Genomic DNA, 21,496 nt, shown 5'->3' on the forward strand with positions numbered 1-21,496 from the left:
CTAATTAGTTATACCATCTGTGATTATTTGTTCAACTTTTACTTGAACACTTGCATTATCAGTATTTGTATATACATCAAATGTTGTTTCATCTTCAGTAACTGTTGATGTTGTAGACCATTTATTATTATCTGCTCCATCTTCAAATAAAACAGAATCCGTACTATTACCTGTAATTTTAAGGTCATTATTTTCATCTGTCATATTAATAACATCTTGTAATGATAAACTAATATTATGCGTACCATTTGTTAAATCAAGTTCTTCAATATTGTCAAGTTTTGAGAAATCAAAACTAGCACTTGCTTCTAATTGTATGATATCATATCCAGTTCCACCATTTATAGTATCTAAACCATCTGTAATAATAGTATCATTTCCTGCATCTGCATTAATTATATCATTTTCTGAACCACCATCAATAATATCATCACCTTCACCACCACTTATAGTATCAGTACCAATTCCACCATCAATAGTATCGTTTCCTGCTTCACCATTTATGATATCATCTCCACTTTCTCCATAAATAGTGTCATCACCTTCACCCGCATTTATCGTATCATTTCCTGCACCTGCATTAATTGTATCAGCATTATCACTTCCTATAATATTATCATCACCAGTTGTTCCATCTATAGTGCCTGTATCAACTGTTACATTTAAGGCTACATCATTAACTGTTACTTCATCAGATTTTTCATCTGAATTTTTTTCTAGTTGTGAATATGCACTAATATCAATATTTTCAACACTTCCATCTGTAGTAGTTGAGATTAATTTTATATCTCCATTTGCAAGTGCTGTTAAAGCATCTTCATAAGTACTATCACTTGCATTTCCAATATTAATTATCCAATCACCATCAGTATTTTGTGTAGCTGAAACTCCTGCGATACTTGAAACATCAAGATCAAAAGAATCACCTAAGCCACTTACTTTTAGATATAAAGATTCACTACCATCTTTGTCTAATAAATCTAAACTTGTTACATAAAGAGCAATAGTATATGAACTACTTATTATATTGTTTTTACTAGTATCAATTTGATTATCAATGCTACTTGTAAAACTAGTAACACCACTTGCTTTTGATTCAAGTATTATATCAAATGTATTTGTTGTTTGAACGGCACTTGTACTAGAACCGTCAACTGTCCAAGCAGTTGTTGTTATGGTACCACCTTTATATCCTGTTGGAGTTAAGACAGATAGGTCATTGACTTTTTCATAATCTATACCTGAAATAGTGTATATCCCTGTAGTGTCATCATAGCTACTAGCTATTGGTGTAGTCCCTCCATCTAAACTAAACGAACTATCTTCTGGAAGTCCATCAAATGTCACAGAAATAGTTTCACTACCATCTGTATCTTGAACATTAATATTAAGATTAATTTGAGTCCATGCTGACTCACTATTTACATACTCATCACCAATTGCATCTGTTGGACTAAAAGAGATTAAATCATCTGCAACTGCATTAAATGTAATATTGAAAGAATCAGAAGTTTGTGCAGTTTCATTTCCTGGTTCACCACTTGTTACACTTAATGTAACACCAGTAATTTCACCACTAAAGTCTTCTACTCCTATTTTTTTTACTCCAATTTTCTCAAGTTCGGCAACACTTGAAACATTAAAGTTGTATTCATAAATATATTCGCCGTTTTCTTGACCTATTATAGTTCCAGTTACTGCTATTCCATTATTAGTAACTTCATATCCAAAAGGAATACCTGTAAGTTTCGCACTAATTATATCCTCTGTTATATCAATTAAATGTCCTTCTCCAAAATCTAATAACACTATCTCATCTTCATTTCCAGACATTATTGGTGTAAATGGAGTAATACCATCATTTACTGGAGTAATTGTTATAGTTTTACTTGCTATTGGAGATTCAACTTCAGAAGTTTCATAAATGTCTCCATTTTGATCTGTTGCACCATTCACATCCTCTTGTGTTGTCACTTTAGAGTCTATTACTAAAGTTCCATAATGATTTTCTGGAGGTGTGTAAACAAATGATATATTAGTATCTAAATCAGTAATACCTGTAATTGCATAATATCCATCCCCGTCAGGAGTAAGAGTATTAATATTTGTACCATTGTAAGTTATAGTTCCAATTACAGTATCTGTACTGTCATCAGTATAGTCTTCTGCAAACTTAACATAAACTGTTCCACCCTTTATAATTGTTCTACTATTTCCATCTGCGTCATTACTTAAATCTAATGTAATAGTTTGAGAAGTTGGACTTGAACTTTCTGCAACATCACTTCCTGATATAGCAATAGTAGTTTCATCACTTACTGGTGCTAATTCAGCATCCAAAGTAGTTCCATCAACTAGATAACTATTTTGATTCGTTTCACTAGTATATGTTATTACCTTAATGTCTAAGTCAACTTTATCTATTTCTAAAGTATTTTCATTTTCATTTGGACTCACTATTATATTTCCAAGAGATGTATTTATATTAGATACATTACCTTCTCCATATAACACATAATAAGTAGTTCCATCTACATTTTTAGTTTCTGTTGTTCCTGATACACTATATCCACTTGGTAAATTAGAAACTAGAATTGCATAGTTGCTACTATCTGCCGTAGTTGTTCCGTCAGTTGCAGTTACTAATTGTGCTAAATTAAAGTCTACATCTTCAGTAAGTTGAACATCAGCGATTGGTGTTAATACCATATCCATTTGAACATCAGTAACATTATCATTTGTTCCATCAGTTCCATCAAAGTTATCATCAATTACTAAAGTAAATGACTTCACATTAGTTAGTTCCTCATCTTGCGAATCTTGGTGTGATACACCTATAGATATTGTTTCAGTAGTTGTTTCGCCATTAAAATTAACTGCTTCTCCATTAATGTTAAATTCAATAGTATTTGATGTGCCATCTGAATCAAGAGTATTATCTGTTATAGGAAGACTCCATTTACCAGAGTTTATGATAGTCCCTGTATCAGAAAGTATATCTCCTAAATAAGTCCCACCAACAACACTAACACCTTCAGGAACTCCTGAAACTGTAATAGTTGTAATTTGCTCACTGCCATCTTTATCAGAAACTGAGTCAAGTTCAAATGGTACATTTATAATGACATTTGTTTTCGCGGCAGTTACAGCATAACCAACTGTATCATCTCCACTTACTAAAGCTTTACTTGTATCAGCTGAGTTTATATTACTTATAGATGATATTGCAGCATCAGTAATAGGAGTTACGCCAACTGTATATGTTTTTGTAATATAATCACTTGGATCACTAAAAGTTTCATTATAGATATCACTGCCACTTGTAGTTGTGCTGTAATCAGTATAAGTTACACCACCATCTGCTACAGTATCTGAAACACTATATCTAATATCAAAGTTATAAGCTCCTGATTTATCAGCCCATGAACTATCAAGTTGTGCTGTAACAGTTTCTACGATATCATTGGTTACAGTTAATTCTACCCATTGAGCACTTCCAACTGAAGTTTGAGTTAATGTAGCATTATTTGTTATAAGAGATACACCAGCATCAATTGATTCTGTGTTTATCCAAATACTTTCAAGTTTCTCACCACTATCTGCTCGAGTAAAACTAAAGTCAAGTACATTATCTCCCGAATCTTCCTCTTGTGAATCATGAATATTTACTGTACTTTCAGCTTCTGGAGTAACTAGTATTTTTAAAGGAATAATTTCAATTAATGATTTGTCTCCATCATCTTCAATAGTTTGAAGCTTTAAATTAAGTTCTACTTCTCCACTATAGTCTGAAGGAATTGTTAATTTAATACTATTAAAATTGCTCGCTTCTACAACCCAATTATCACCTATTTTAACAACATCTGTTCCCGTAATACCAAAACCTGCAGGTAAATCAGAAATAGTTACAAAAAGAGTTTCTGAATCATCTCCTACTGTTGATATATCAACAGATGAGAAGTTTGGAGTATCTGATGGAAATAATGTATATAAAGAAATAGAACTTGTATCTTCTGTCACTACTGCATTATATGTATCATCTGTAACACTATCTACAGGATTATCATAAGTTGGAGTATCTGCTACACCTGTAACTTTTACTAAAATATCTAATTTTGGTGCTGTACTTAAATCTGCTGGATTAACATCACTTCCATCAACTGCTTGTGCTTGTACTTTTAAAGTTATATTTTCATTAGAATCCTCTTCAGGAACATAAGTAAATAATTTTGATTTATCAAAATTTTTAATCTCTAATTCCCATTTTCCATCAGAACTATTTGAATCTGTTGCTACTATTTCAAAGTTCTCATCTGAGAATTGACCTGTAGTTGAATCTGAAGTTCCAACTGTAATTGTACCACTAGAAAGTGTAACTAATTGCCCATTATAATAAATCTGTGCACCATCTGGAATATCACTAAGTTTTAAAGTATATGATTCTGAACCATCTTTATCTGATGAACTTACACCTACATTTAGATCTATTCCTGCATCTTCATTTCCAAATGATTGTTTTATAGCAACTGTTACATCATCTGCAATAGGATTAACTGTAATAGTTAAAGTATCTCCTTGACTAATAGCTGTGCTTGGAGATTCTTTATTACTAGCATCATCATCATAATCTATAGATTTGATTTGTGTAGTAAGAATCATTGTTCCACTATATTCAGCAGGTGCTTTTACTTGTAAAGTATCTAAAGCAGTACTTGGAATTTCAACTGCTGTTCCTGCATATATAAATTCTGTAGTTTCCCCACCATAAGTAAAGATTGTTCCAATTAAATCAGCACCATTTTCATCTTTTGCAGTAAATAGTACAGTTGTTGTTTCAGATGCACTATCTTCATTTATTAAAGTAAGACCTGTAAATGTACCTTCTGTTATATTTAAATTGAAAAATTCATCTTCATTTGCTTTTGTTGCATAGTTGTGAGTTCCTTGAGTGATAATGTCATTTCCATCTGTCCCAGAAATAGTTCCTGCTGTATTTGTCTCAGTGCTTTCAGCAATAGGACTTACTACTAAATCAAATGTTTTCACTAAATCCGTCGCTGTATTAGTAATAGGAATACCATCAATTACATTCACATCCTGTACTGTTGCAGTTACTGTAATACTCATATCTAAACTACTATGAGCAGGTGGAGTAATTGTTGCTGCTTGGATTGTTGCTATATCCAAAATTGAGCTTCCATCACCAATAGTAAATGTACCAGAACTATCAATAGTAGTAGTTACTCCACCATAAACAACTACACTTCCCTCATCTAGTCCTGTTATAACAACTTTCATGACACTTTCAGTTCCAGCTATATCTTTATCTGTCAAATCAAAATCACTTAAAAATGCTACTGCTGTATCTTCATCTGTAGTCTTCGCCACCATATCAGCAATATCATCTGCAATAGGGTTTACATGTAAAGATAAAGTTACGCTATCTTTTGAATCATAAATAGTTTTATTTGCTAGCGTTGTAGTATCAACACTTGATTCATCGTTATGAGTAGAATCCGTATCTGTGTCATGTGCAACTAAAGTAATCGTAATATCTGACATATCACCACTAAAGTTTTTTGGTGGAGTTAATGATAATGCTGGAATTGTTCCATCACTATTTAAATCTATAGTATAAGTTCCAGTTGTTATTGTATTTCCATTGATAATAGTACCAGATGGTAAATCACTCAACACAATACTTCTATTTTCACTTCCATCCATATCAGCAAATGTAACTGTAAGAAGTGATTGTAAATCTAAAGGTCTATCTTCATCTATTGTTGTTTCATATGAAGTGTCAGAATTGTTAATTTTGATATCAACTGGGTCAGTTACTGCTAAAACATCTACATCTACAGTAATTGTTGATTCTGCACCTGCAACTGGATTACCAGATATTTCAAATATATTACCACTTTCATCAACTTCATATTCTGTTACTTTCATTGTAACTTTAAAATCTTTCGCATCTTGAGATGATGGACGAACTTCCATTAAATTAAAATCGTCTTTTGACATACTTAAAGTCTCACCACTTAATCCATTAAGATGAGTATCGTTATCAGTGAATTTAATTGTAATATCTCCACCAGTTGAAGTAAAAGTATTTCCACCATATGATAATTCTACCCCACTTGGAATACCGCTTAAAGTAACTAAACCTAATAATTCAGGATTATCACCTAACGCAGCACCATTATTATCTGTTGTATCAGTAATAGTTGGAGCATTAAGACCTAATGCTACAGGTGTATCCTCAAGAGTATAAACAGTATCAGCATCAACTGTCACACCTGGAGCATCTGATATTGGGTTGACAGTGAAAGTAACTGTTGTAGTTGTCGTTTGTAAAACTCCATTTTCATCTATCTCCTCTACTGTATAAGTTAGAGTATCTACTCCACTATATTCATCATTAGGAGTGTAATGTAACTTACCATCGGTATCTATCGTAGCTATACCATGTACTGGACTTGTATGAATGCTAGTATTGCTTGAAGTTGCCCCTGCTTGTGTAGCATAAGTAGCTTCTCCACTATCTTCATCAATTGTATAATCTTGTATAGATAGATTATCATCTACTACATTAATAGTAAAGGTTTTAGTAACACTGTCTCCATCATAATCCACTACTTGATAACTAAAAGGCAGCGCAGTTGTTTCTTCAGAATTATCAATAACACCAGAAAGAGTGAATTTATATTTTGCCGAAGAAGTACTAAACTTGTTAATCTTAACAGTAAATATAGTATCTCCTCCAGCTGTTGCTGTAAGTTTATGCCCATCTGCACTAATAGTGTAAGATAAAGGCGTACCTTGTGAAGTTAAATTTAGAGCATCTAAAGTAGTTTGACTTGTACTAAATGTAGTGTCAAAACTATCTGCATCTTTATTAACTGCTAGTGAACCTGTTTGTGTTAAGGCAGCATTATCAGGATTACTACCACTTGCTAAATTCGCTTCATTAACAGTAGCTGTATCAGCTGTACCAATAGTTGGTATATCATCTATAATAGCTACTGTTAAATCATTTGCTGCAGTATCACCATCTGCATCTGTAGCTATGTAATGAAGTACAACATCTTTACTATTCTCTCCACTTGCAGCATCATGATCTATAGTACCTTTTAACTCAAAAGTATATCCTGTTGAAGCTGTTTCATTATCAGGATCTGTAATAGTTGCAACAAAAATTTCTTTTGAACCTACTTTACCTGTAATAGTATGTCCATCATCACTTAGAGTATAAACAATAGCTTTTCCATTTGAAGTAAGAGTTTCTGTTCCTGTAGTATCAAATACAGTATCAAGTGCATCTGTACCAGATCCAATATTTAAATCCCCTGTAGCAACAAGTGTTTCTTTAACTGTATCACTACCTGAACTTAAATCATCTTCATCAAGGCTTGCAGAAGTTGCTCCATCATTTGTAGGATTAGCTCCATCTGTTACTTTAATTTCTTGAATTGCACTTGAAATGTCACCATCAAAGTCAGTGATAGTATAAGTAAAGTTATCAGTAACCGCAGCTGTATTATTAATCTCACTACCATCTGATATATAAGACCATGAACCATCACTATTTACAGTAAGTAATCCATATTGAGTATCTACTTGTGTTCCTAGTGTTCCTGTTTGTTCATTACCCTCTTCATCAGTATATTTAAAACCTGTTACAGTTGATAGTCCATCTGCACCTGTTACATCATTATCTAGTAAATTAACACCAGTTAAAGGGACATTTCCTTCATTAACTGTAACTACACTTGTATCTTCAACTGCTGTTGGAATATCATCTGTAATATTTACTTTTATTTGTGATTCAACAGTATCATCTATTTCAACAACACTAAATGGGATATCTATATCAAGATTATTTTCACCATCTGCCGTTGTATGGTCAAGTACACCTTTAAGTTCAAAAGTATATGTACTATTTTCATCATAATCATTAGCTGTACCGTTATTATTAATAGTTACTACAAATACATCATTACCAATACTATCTTTAGCTGTTAAAACATGATTTGAATCACTTAAACTAAATGTTAAAGCTTGTCCACCTGATTTTAAACTTGTCATATTAGTATCTGCATTAATTTTTGATATATCAAATACTACATCTGTGATATCATCTTTTCCTGTAGTTATTCCTAATGAATTATTTTCTGATGTTAAAGATTCTTTTATTGATTCACTTCCACTTGTTAAATCATCTTCATCAATAATTACAGTATCAATAGGTGCTACAGTTGCAATTGTATCTGTTACGGTAATTGTGTTTGTAGCTTCACTTGACACATCACCATCACCGTCAATAAGTGTATATGTGAAGCTTCCACTTGTATTACTATTATTTTCTGTTCCAACTGCTGTTGAATTATCATCATGGTCAACTGAAGCTATAGGAGTAAATTTCCATGAACCATTTTGATTTACAGTTAATTCACCTGTTGGAGTAATTACAGTATAAGTTGTGTTTGAATCACTAAATGTTAGTGTTTCATCAGCAGTTCCATCTGCTTTTGTATATGTAAAGTTATTTAAAATAGCTTCATCTGCACCTACAATATCTACCCCACTTGTATCATCATCTGTTATCACATTTCCAGTAATTGCAGCTGTTGTTCCTTCAACTACTGTTGCACTATTATTTTTTGCTGTTGGTACATCATCTACTATTGTAATAGTTAAGTTTGTAGCTGGTGCACTTGTTTCATTTCTATCAGTCACTGTTAATGAGATAACATCTGTAACTTCATTATTCCCATCTGCATCTGCATGCGTTTGTTCAGTTTTTAATGTATAGGTGTAGTTTATAGTTCCACTACCATCTTGATGTGTTCCATCACTTGGAGTAAAGCCATTAATTACCAAAGTACCCTCACCTGTATCAATATTGATAGCTGTTGTTCCACTATCTAGTAATTGTGCTTGAGTTATATCAGTTCCACCGATGTTTACACTTACTAATCCATCTTTTGCTGAGATAGTGATTGTTCCTGATGTTGTCTCTGTAGTTGCACTTGCATCACTTCCTGTTGCCAAACCTGATTCATAAACGGTTGCATCTCCATTTGGATGAGCATCACTACTGTTACCATCTACTGCTGTAATCGTTGGAACATCATTTGTTCCCTTGATTGTAATAGTTAATGTTGTTGTACTTGTATCACCATCTGCATCTTTGATTGTATAGGTAAAGATATCTGTTAATGTTTCATCAGGTATAAGATGTTGTACTCTTACATCATTATTAGTAAGTGTATATATATAACGTCCATCACTCTCTATTTTTACACTTCCATAAGTGCCATTTATACCATCTCCTACATGTTCTGTTACATCTGAACTTGTATCACTTCCTGCTGCTACTCCTAAGACTACTATTGGGGTATCTGCTCCACTTATATCATTTTGTGTATCATCTGTTGTATTAACTATAACATTTCCATTTACTGTTAATGTTGTATCTTCTATAACTGTATTTGTATCTACATTTGCAGCTGGAACATCATCTACAATATTTACTGTAAATGTCGTAGTTGCCACATCACCATCAAACTCAATCACTTTTACTCCAGAAGTTACTGCTAATTCATTTGCACCTGCTGCATCAGCATGATCTAATGGAGCACTTAGGGTAAAAGTATAATCTGGTGTTGTTGTTGCTGTATCACTCAATACTGTCGTAAATACAGTTGGTCCTGAATTTCCAGCAGTTGCTGTAAGCGTATGCCCATCAACTGAGATTTTGTACACTAAATCCACTCCACCTGAACTCAATTCACTTGGAAGAGTAGAAACATCGAACTGAACATCAAATGTATCTGTTGCAGGAGTAACACTTAATTCTCCTGTAACAGATGTTGCTAGTGCATCAGTATCAGAACCATCAGGAAGTGTATTCTCATACATACTAACAGTAGATCCACTAATCGTAGCATCTAAATCTTTCACATTGATTGTAAGTGTTGCACTTGTTTCATCTCCATCTTTATCTTCAATAGTATAAGTAAATGTCTCTACTAGATCAGCTCCTAATGGATTATCTAAATCACTTTTTGCTTCAAAGGTATATGAACCATCACTATTAAATGTAATATATCCATCATCCGTTTCAGTTCTTGTTCCAAGTGTTATTTCAGTAGCACCATACATTAGTTTAATTACAGGACTACCAATAAATCCATCAGCATTACCATGATCAGCATTATCTCCATTGGTTGTTCCTGTTACAACATTCCCAGTAATAGAGTTTGTTGCTCCCTCATTAATATCTCTTGTATCATTAACTGCTGTTGGTACATCATCTACTATTGTAATAGTTAAGTTTGTAGCTGGTGCACTTGTTTCATTTCTATCAGTCACTGTTAATGAGATAACATCTGTAACTTCATTATTCCCATCTGCATCTGCATGCGTTTGTTCAGTTTTTAATGTATAGGTGTAGTTTATAGTTCCACTACCATCTTGATGTGTTCCATCACTTGGAGTAAAGCCATTAATTACCAAAGTACCCTCACCTGTATCAATATTGATAGCTGTTGTTCCACTATCTAGTAATTGTGCTTGAGTTATATCAGTTCCACCGATGTTTACACTTACTAATCCATCTTTTGCTGAGATAGTGATTGTTCCTGATGTTGTCTCTGTAGTTGCACTTGCATCACTTCCTGCTGCCAAACCTGATTCATAAACGGTTGCATCTCCATTTGGATGAGCATCACTACTGTTACCATCTACTGCTGTAATCGTTGGAACATCATTTGTTCCCTTGATTGTAATAGTTAATGTTGTTGTACTTGTATCACCATCTGCATCTTTGATTGTATAGGTAAAGATATCTGTTAATGTTTCATCAGGTATAAGATGTTGTACTCTTACATCATCATTAGTAAGTGTATATATATAACTTCCATCACTCTCTATTTTTACACTTCCATAAGTGCCATTTATACCATCTCCTACATGTTCTGTTACATCTGAACTTGTATCACTTCCTGCTGCTACTCCTAAGACTACTATTGGGGTATCTGCTCCACTTATATCATCTTGTGTATCATCTGTAGTATTATTTATAACATTTCCATTTGCTGTTAATGTTGTATCTTCTATAACTGTATTTGTATCTGCTACAGCTGTTGGAGCAGTATCTGTTACGGTAACTGTAAATTTTGCCGTTGCTGTTGCACCTGTAGAATCTTGAACTTTATAAGTAATAACATCATCCACGCCAGTTGGATTGTTTTCAGTAGCATCAGAAGTAAAACTCCATGTTCCATCTTCATTTACTGTTACACTACCATACTGAGTATTGGCTGTTGCAGTTATGACACCTCCAACATTTGATAATGTAGCCGTTTGAGTATTTCCCGCTTCATCTTTATACTCAAAACTTACTATTTTCCCATTTGCACCTATTTCATCATTATCGAGTAGATTAAGTGACTCTGTTGTGCTAGTAATAGTATGTGTACCCTCTACTACTGTTTCTGTTTTATTTGTGAGGTTGATTTCATCTGTAATAGTTCCTGAACCTGTATCACTTGAATCTGTGATTTGAGAATCTGTTGTTGTTGCAGCTAGAACTACTGTTTCATTTGGTTCAGTGATTGCATCATCTTTTACTTCTGCTCTTACTTGTACAGTTGAAGCATCTGCTGGAAGTGTGATTTTTCCATCAGCTGGAACTGCTACCCAAGAAGTACCATCAAAGAACTCTAAGTTTGATTCATAATCAGTTCCTGCTGTTGCTGTTCCACTTGTAGCTAATGTTACTTCTACATTTTCACCTACAGCGTTTGATAATTTTACATCATATGTTAAGTATGTATTATTTGCTTCTGTTACAGTTGCTGCATCACCAACTACTACTGTTGCTGTAATATCTGAATCTACATTTGGATTATCTGTTCCTCTATCATCTGTAATAGTTCCTGAACCTGTATCACTTGAATCTGTGATTTGAGAATCTGTTGTTGTTGCAGCTAGAACTACTGTTTCATTTGGTTCAGTGATTGCATCATCTTTTACTTCTGCTCTTACTTGTACAGTTGAAGCATCTGCTGGAAGTGTGATTTTTCCATCAGCTGGAACTGCTACCCAAGAAGTACCATCAAAGAACTCTAAGTTTGATTCATAATCAGTTCCTGCTGTTGCTGTTCCACTTGTAGCTAATGTTACTTCTACATTTTCACCTACAGCGTTTGATAATTTTACATCATATGTTAAGTATGTATTATTTGCTTCTGTTACAGTTGCTGCATCACCAACTACTACTGTTGCTGTAATATCTGAATCTACAGGGTTTGTGCCTAAATCTTCTGTAATAGTTGTTGTTACATTATTATCTGTTGCATGTTCTGTTATTGCTTCGAAGTTTGTATCTGTAATAGCATTAATTGCAATATTAAAGCTTTCAGTTCCTTCTGCTAATGCATCATCAAGTGTTGTTATATCAAATGTTGTTGAGTTTGATCCTGCTGGAATTATTACTGATGATACTCCTGTAAAGTCTGTTCCATCTACTGCTACACCTGTATATGTAAATGTCACTGTAATATCTGTTTTTACATCTGTTGCTAATTGATCTACACTTACTGTATATGAAGCTGTTGTTTCACCTTCAACTACATTTGCTGGTCCTACTAAACTTACTATTGCTGTATCTTCTAAGTTATCTTCAATTACTGTCGATACTGTATCATTCCCTAAATCAATGTTTTCAAAACTTCCTGTATCTATTGGTGTTCCGATTATTACATTAAATACTTCACTTCCCTCAGCTAAAGTATCTTCTATTGTTTCTATATTAAAGTTAACACTTTGATTATTTTCATCTAATATTATTTGTACTGTATTTGTTATTATATCTTCACTGCTTGCTGATATATAACTATAAGTTAAAGGCACTGTTATTGTTTCACCTGATGCTATTACTTGATCTACTTCTATCTTATATGTTGCAGCAGAACCTTCTTCAACCAATTCATCTCCGCTAATTGATACTATTGCTGTATCTACATTATCTAAAATAGTCCCTATAGCTTCAGAATTACTAATATTTGCATTCCCTTCAACATTAGAAATATTAATTCTTACCGTTTCTCCATTATCTGATATATAGTCATTTATAATTGGAACTTGTATTGTAGTACTTATACTTCCTGCTGGTATTGTAATACTGCCTGAAATATCAGAATAATCTTCACCATTTGCTGATGCTGTTATAGCTGTTGTATCATAGTCAAAAGTTACAGATGAACTTAAACTTCTATCAAGAGTAACTGTAAATATTAAAAATCCATCATTTTCATAATTAGTTGCATTATTAATACTTAAGTTTCCTATTATCGGTGTAGAAACTGGTGTTTCAACAACTTCTTCTTCAGTATTATCAACAGGAATAACAGATGGTGGTGTAGGATTAACTGTTGGTACTGAAGGAGTATTAACAATAGAATCTGTATAATCTGGTCTTTCTGTAGCATTATTTGGAGTTAATCTCCCCTCTGATTCACTCTCAAATTGAGTTAAATCTTCAAAAGTTTGAGTTCTTGCTACAAATTGCGTATTTCTCAAATCAGTATTAATATCTGTTGCAGTTCCATCTCTTGCTTCAAATTCACCACTTTCAAGTGCTTCATCTTCAGCTTCTTCTTCACCTTCTGCTGTTTCTTCTTCAGTAATATTATCATCATTATCTGATATACTACCATCTTCTTCTAATTCAAGTTTTTCATCAACAAATTCTGCATCTCTTAAATCACTTATAATATCAACATTTGAAGATTGATCTTCACCGTTTAAATTTAAGCTTTCTCTCGTAAAAAATAATTCTTCTGTTCCGAATGCAGTTTCAATTAAAGAAGAGTCTATTAATTGTTCTTGTCCTTGACTTAAAACGATAACATCATTACCTGAAAGTTGAATTTCTATTCGTGAAGATGATGAATTGTCACTATTACCATAGATTGTATCATTTTCATAGATTTCATCACCTACTTTTAAAACTCTAATATTTCCATTTTCATCTTTTACATTAAAAGTTCCATTTGATAAACTTATTATACTTCCTGCAATTGTTGCCATAGTTTGTCCTTTAAGACTTTATTATTAAATTATATTTATATTATAGTAGAATTTTTGTAGTTTTTATATCACCCAACTGGGTGATATAAATTAAATTTTGTAGTTTTTAATTATTTGATTATTTTAGTTACTAGATAAGTTAGAAAAAGACAATCTATCTGTTACATTTAGTTTTTCATAAATATGCTTTATATGTGTTTTTACTGTATTTATAGATATATTTAATTCTTCACTTATATTTCTATTTGTATAAGCATTTTTTAGTAAAAGTGCAATAGTTTTTTCTGTTTTTGTTAAATCAGCAAAAAGTTTTTCTTCATCAATTTTATTATCCTTTTTTGCTATTATATTTTTTAATAATTCACTTGTGATCTCAGGTAATAACCAAATATAGTTATCTACTATAGTTTCAACAGCAGAATTTAAATACGATGAAGTCATCAAAGAATTACCATATCCATGAACACCTTTTTCTAACCATTTTTTTGCATTATTGATTTCAGGAACTCTTTTTAATACTAAAATTTTATTTGAATTTTTTAACAATGTTGCAATCACAAAATTATTATCTTTTAAATTCACACAATCACTTAAAATTAATAAATAGTCCTTGAGTGTAAATAATTCTTCATAATCCTCAATAATTTTAATCTTATACGCACTTAAAAAAGATTCCCATCTATTAATAAGTGAAATTTCATTGCTATAGAGTGCTATTTTCATCATCTTTCCGTAAATGTATATTGTTTTGTTTTTAAAATTGGTTTTAGAATATAATCTAAAATTGTTTTTTTACCAGTAACTATATCAACATTAGCAACCATTCCTGGAATAATTTTCAATTGCTTATCTTCATCCCCGATGTAGTTTCTATCAGTCTCAATTCGTACTAAATAATAAGTTTTATCGTCTTTTTCTGTTATTGTATCCGGACTTATATTTATAACTTTTCCTTCTAATCCTCCATAAATTGAAAAATCATATGCTGAAAATTTAACTATAGCTTTTTGCCCATGATAAATAAATGCAATATCTTTTGGCAATAATTTTACTTCTACAATTAATTTATAGTCTGTTGGCACAATTTCAATTAAATCTTGTGCTGGTTTAACAGCACCACCAATAGTATTTATATGTAATTTTTGAACAATACCATTAGATGGTGATTTAACAATTGTTCTAAAAACTTGATCTGTAGAAGCAACTGAATTTGCTTCTAAATCTCTTAATGATGTAATTGTTTCATTAAGTTTTTGTCTAGTTTCTGAATCATTCATTTGATATGTTTCATCTATTTTTTTATTTAATTCTAAGATTTCTGATTTTGTTTTAGAAATAGATAAAATAGCACTTTGTAATTTTTGTTTAGCATCACTTTCTTCTCTTTGAAGTTTTAAGAAATCAACTTGAGAACGTATTCCTCTTTTAACCATAGGTCTTGTCATATCAACTTCTTGTTTAATTGCATTAACTGAGAATCTCATATGAGTGATTGTTTGTCTTGCATCTTTTAATTCATTGTTTTTTTGTTTAATTTGTTCTTTTAATATCAAAACTTTTGATTTAAGTTCATTTTGATCTATTTGATACAATTCATTTTCATTATCTAAAAAAGCATTTAATTGTTGATTATCAGTTTTTTTATAAACAAAAGGTTCTCTTTTTAATTCTGCTGTAAGTCTTTGTATTTGTGCTTGTAAATAAAAAGATTTTAATTTATTAGAAGCATCTGTTGATGATGATTTTTCATTACTTATTTTAATTAGAATTTGATTTTTTTTTACGAAATCACCCTCTTTTACTAAAATTTCAGAGACTATCCCGCCCTCTAGGTTTTGAAGGATTTGATTTTGTCCATTAGGAACTATTTTTCCATTTCCTCTTGCAATCTCATCTATTTGTGCATATGAAGCCCAAACTATAAAAAGAGTTATTGTTATAAAAAAAGCAATCAATACCCAATGTAATTTTCTATTTCTATGATAAAGCACAGAAGCACTAACACTACTCATAAATTCATAATCATCTTTACTCAATGACTTTTTAGGTCTTTTAGGAGTTTTTTGAAAAAATGCAGAATTAATTTCTTTTATATCAGCCATTATTTTCTCCTAATTTTTTTATAACATCTTTCTTTTCACCATCTAAAACTTTCTCTCCATTATGCATAACGATAACTCTTGAAACTAAGTCAAGCATATTCATTTTTTGAGTAACTAGTAATAAGGTTTTATCATTCATATCTTTTCTTAAATTATTTAAAACATGACTTTCACTAGTTTGATCCATTGCATTTGTGGGTTCATCAAACAAATACATATTAGAATTATTTATCAAGGCTCTAGCTATTCCAACACTTTGTCTTTGACCACCTGAAAGTCCTGCACCTCTTTCACCAATAGGCATATCATAACCCATAGGATGTAATTTTACAAATTCATCAGTACCACTAATTTTTGAACATTTAAGCATCCATTCATCATCAACAAATTTATAAGATCCCAATATATTATTTTTTATACTATTCCTAAATAAATGAATATCTTGTGGTACATAACTTACTTTTTTTCTTAAATCTGCAGGATCAATTTGTGAAATATCTATTCCATCAATTAATACAGAACCACTTTCAGGTTCATATAATTTTAAAATTAATTTTGCGATAGTTGACTTACCTGAACCAATTCTTCCAATAAATGCAACTTTTTCACCTTCTTTTATAGAAAAACTTACATTTTTTAATGCATATGCTTCACTATCAGGATATTTAAAAGATACATTTCTAAATTCAATATTTCCTTTTAAAGAAGGTCTTTTTACAAACTCTCTAGCAAGTGGTCTTTCTAATGGTTTATTAACTATTTCATCAAGCATATTAAACGAAGTTTTTGCATCTTCATAATTAGTTATAAGTCCTGCTATTTGTCCCATTGGAGCAATAGCACGTCCTGATAAAATCATTGTAGCTATTAACCCACCCATTGTTAATTCAAATTCTTGGATAAGATAAACTCCAAAAACAATTATTAAAACAGTATTTAATCCAACTAATAAACCTGTAACCGTTGGAATTGAAGAGGATAATAATCTTGATTTTAGACTTTTATTAGCAATCTCACCTGTGGATTCTTCCCAATTAAACTGAATATTTCCTGACATTCCTTGTGCTTTAATTGTTTCTATATTTTGTAAAGCTTCAATTAGTATCCCATTTTTCTTAGCACTTGCTTCATAAGTACTTTCAATACTTGTTTGTAAAGGTTTTTTAACAATTAATGCATAAATTATTATTATTAGAATAATTATCATAGGAACAAAAACCAAAATACCTGAAATATAAAAAATCACACATAAAAAGAGTATTGCGAAAGGGAAATCAATAAGTACACTTAACGTTGCATTTGTTAAAAAACCTCTAATACTATCAAAACTTTTTAAATTATTTGCAAAAGAACCAACAGATTTTGGATGTGCATCCATTTGTAAATCTAAAACTTTTTCAAATATAATAGAAGACATAATAATATCACTTTTTTTACCAGCCATTTCTAAAAAATATGTTCTTAAAAATTTTAATGTTGCATCCAAAAGGAAGACAACAACTATACCTATTGTAAACACAAGTAAAGTTTCTTGTGCATTATTGGGAATAACTCTATCATATACGTTCATAGTAAATAATGGAGTAGCAAGAACAAATAAATTTATTAAAATTGAGGCTAGAATACAATCCATATAAATTTTTCTTGAAAAACCTAAAGTACTCCAAAACCAATGTTTTTGATTATTTAAATCAAGTGTTTTTTTACCATTTTCATGTTCATACTCATAAGCTTTTTTTAACATAAAAGCAAAACCTAAATATTCTTCTTCAAGTTTATCTACATCTATCCACTCTTCTAAAGGTTCTTCAACACCTGCAAAAATAATTTTTGCTTTTGTTTTATCATCAGAGAAATTTTCTAAAATACAACTATTCCCATTTGATAAAAGTAATATTACAGGTAATTGTAGAGCTAAAATATCTTTAATTGATCTTTGAATAATAGTTGTTTTTAATCCTGCTCTTGATGCTGCTCTTGAAAATAAAGATTTAGAATTTGTTTTTGAAAAAAGCATTGGAGAACTTAAGTTTGTATCCATTGGTAAACCAGATAATAAAGATTCTGAAGAAAAAGGTTTATGGAATAACCTTGTATATAAAACTAAAGACTCCAATAAAGTGTCTTCAGTTTTTAAAATTTTTTTTCTCATTAATTAACCTTCTTTATTTATTTTCTACTCTTTTAAGTACAGCTTCAATTCTTCTATTTAATGCTCGACCTTCTACTGTATCATTACTCGTAACTGGCTCACTAAAACCTCTTCCTATTGCTTCTATTCTATATAATTCAATTCCATTTTCTACTAATAAATTTTTTATAGCTTCTGCTCTTCTTTCTGACAACTTTTGATTGTAAATAACACCTGATCTAATATTATCTTTACTTGCATGCCCTGTTATTACTGTATTAAACTCTTTATTATCTTTTAAATATTTCGCAAATGCTAATACTTTCTCTTTTGTATTTGTTTTTACTATTGCTGAGTCATTTTCAAATAATACTTCTAAGTTTATTTTATTTGTACATCCATTTTCATCTACTGTATATCCTGCTGGTGTATTTGGACATTTATCTAATGAATTTACTACTCCATCTTTATCATCATCTAATACTATTGGTGCGTCTATTGCTTTTGGTACATATAATGCTATTGCTACTACATTATTTAATGTCTTATCTTCTTTATTTATTTCTAGGTATGCTTTATCATAATCTACTCTTGATTCTTCTATTAGCACATCTTTATTTACACCTCTTTTTACTAATTCATCTTTTATTATTTTTGAATAAGATGCTGCTTTTTCATAACTTCTATTTTTATCTTTCATCTCTTGTGTATGACCGATTATTGTTACTTTTATATTTTGATCTTTATATTTTGAGATTTCATTAGCTATTATTGATAAACCCTTATCATTAAAATCAAATTTATCCATATTTAAGAATTCAAATCTTTTTATCAAGGCAAATTTATCATACATTAGGTGATTATCTAAGGCTGTTGATTTCACATTCTTATTTGCTGCTACATTAAATTCATAATCATACAGTCCTAATTTATCTGATTTTTTTGGGCTTTCATTTGTATATGAAACTACTTCATTTACATAATCTTCTTTATTTACTGTAAATTTATTAATTGAATTCTCTATTTCACAACCATTTTCATCTACTGTTACTCCAAATGCACTTTCTGGACATTTATCTTTAGAGTTAATTATTCCATCTAAGTCTGAGTCTTCTTCTTTTTGAGAACATCCATATGGCGTTATATCATTATTATTTATTGAGTTATCACAAATATCTAAAGAGTCTACTATTTTATCTGAGTCTACATCTTGATTTACTGGCAATTTATCTTTTACTATTGTAAATGGTTTTAATGTTGGAGCTGCTATTTTATTATATTCTGCACTATCTTCTACTACTGTATTTACTAATAATCCCATTGCATCTAATATTCTATATTGTGAGTATAATTTATCCATTTGTGCATTTATTATTTGACTTTTTGAGCTTACTAAGTCATTTTGTGCTGATAGTAGGTCAAGTAGTGTTCTTCTTCCTAATTCATATTCACTTTGGTAACTTTCTAATGTTTCTTGTGAATAATTATAGTATTTATATAATTCTTCTAATTGATTACCTATTAATTTATATGCAGACCACGATAATTCTAGTCCTTCAATTGTTTGTCTTTTTAGGTCTCTTTGTATTTCTACTTCTTTATTTATTGTACTTTTACTTTTTTGTATATCTGATATATGTGCTCCACCACTATATAGATTCCAGTTTACTACTACATATGCTTTTGATCTATCATCTGGAGAGTCAAAGCTATTTGTATGATTTGAATCATCAAACACTTGTTCTAATTCTAAATCTATTGTTGGGTAAAAATTACTTTTTTTCTCTTTATATAATGCTTGTGCACCTTTTATATTAAAATTACTTACTAAAATTGAAGGATTATTTTTTATTGCGTACATTGTTGCACGTTCAATACTCTCTGGCATCGCATAATTTAAGCTTGGTAATGTAAATGTTGACACGTCTGCATCTCGTCCAAACAATCTTTTAAATCTAAACTCTTTATCTACTGTATTATTCTTTTGCACAATCATATTTGATTTTGCTAATGACAAGGATGCATATATTTTTGTCATCTCTGATTTTGTTGTTAATCCTTGTTTAAAAAGTGAGTTTACATCTTCATATATCTTTTCATTCACTACCACATTATCTTTTGCATTTTGATACAATTGATAACTTCTTACTACATCTAAATATGCTCCTACCATTTGGAATGCTATATCATTTGCATTTTCTAAATAATTATATGCTGCACCTAATATTCTTGCTTCTTGGTAATCTATTTTATGTGTTGTACTAAATCCATTAAATAAATTTTGTGTTAATTTTAGTGAATTTGTATAGCTATTATAGCTTTCATCAGTTACTTGGTGATCATATTTTCCACCTGCTGAATCTTTTATATTTCCTGCACTATTTATTCCAAATGTACCCACATAATCCAAAGATGGTAGCCATTCAGATTTTGTAATTTCTAAATCTTGTTGTGTTTCATTAAAGTTTTTTAATCTTTCTTGAACTACAGGATTTGTATGTAATGCTTCTAACACACTTTCTTTTAGTGTCAATGCTTGTACGTTTATACTTAATATGCACACACTACTAGCTATTACACTAAATAACCTCTTTTTATTTTTTAGTTTCATTTTTAACCCTTGATTAAATAATTATTATTACTTTAACATAAAATAGCTAATAAAGAAGAGAAATATTTAAGATACAATAAAGGAAATCTATACTTAATATATTTATACTGAGACATATATTAATTATTTTAATACTAGGTACATTATAGAAGATAGTATATAAGTAAAGACTTTATTATTATTTAAATTATTAAATATATAAATAATTTAATAATTTTAGAAACCGCGCGCAAAAAAAAAGCTTAGCTTAAAACACTAGAATAAGTGTAAAAAGCTAAGCTAATTTGAATAAATACTCAAGAGCTGGCAGTGACCTACGTTTCCGACAAGGGGACCCTGCAGTATTATCAGCGATGAAGAGCTTGACTTCCAGGTTCGAAATGGGACTGGGTATTTCCTCTTCTCTATAACCACCAGCAAAACTGAGTAATCAATATATATATAAAATAAAATCTATAAATATGAAAATTATAAATCTTAATCTAATATACTCATTACTCAACTTATATGTTGAGTAAAAGATATTTTAATGTTAAAGTCACACAATGTATACTT

General features: G+C 30.8%; 5 protein-coding genes and 1 rRNA gene. All 6 read right to left on the reverse strand.

The features are described 5' to 3' along the window. Entirely contained in the window at nt 1-14,097 is a 14,097-nt protein-coding gene (locus D9T19_RS13235; protein ID WP_121628724.1) for a T1SS-143 repeat domain-containing protein, read from the reverse strand. Nucleotides 14,098-14,220: 123 nt separating this feature from the next. After that, nucleotides 14,221-14,820, reverse strand: a complete 600-nt coding sequence (locus D9T19_RS13240) for a response regulator transcription factor (protein WP_205588725.1) — start codon at nt 14,818-14,820, stop codon at nt 14,221-14,223. After that, nucleotides 14,820-16,199, reverse strand: coding sequence for an HlyD family type I secretion periplasmic adaptor subunit (locus tag D9T19_RS13245; protein WP_121628726.1), 1,380 nt, complete (start codon nt 16,197-16,199; stop codon nt 14,820-14,822). The genes D9T19_RS13240 and D9T19_RS13245 overlap by 1 nt, the downstream gene beginning before the upstream one ends. Then, on the reverse strand, nt 16,192-18,351 hold the full coding sequence (locus D9T19_RS13250; RefSeq protein WP_121628727.1) for a type I secretion system permease/ATPase: 2,160 nt from the start codon (nt 18,349-18,351) through the stop codon (nt 16,192-16,194). The genes D9T19_RS13245 and D9T19_RS13250 overlap by 8 nt, the downstream gene beginning before the upstream one ends. A gap of 13 nt (nt 18,352-18,364) precedes the next feature. After that, the gene (locus D9T19_RS13255; protein ID WP_121628728.1) at nt 18,365-20,941 is read right to left on the reverse strand and encodes a TolC family outer membrane protein; all 2,577 of its coding nucleotides are present in this window, start codon (nt 20,939-20,941) and stop codon (nt 18,365-18,367) included. A gap of 301 nt (nt 20,942-21,242) precedes the next feature. After that, nucleotides 21,243-21,359 (reverse strand): 5S ribosomal RNA (rrf, locus tag D9T19_RS13260). Nucleotides 21,360-21,496 lie beyond the last annotated feature (137 nt).

Source organism: Poseidonibacter antarcticus, assembly GCF_003667345.1.
GTDB classification, from domain to species: Bacteria; Campylobacterota; Campylobacteria; order Campylobacterales; family Arcobacteraceae; genus Poseidonibacter; species Poseidonibacter antarcticus.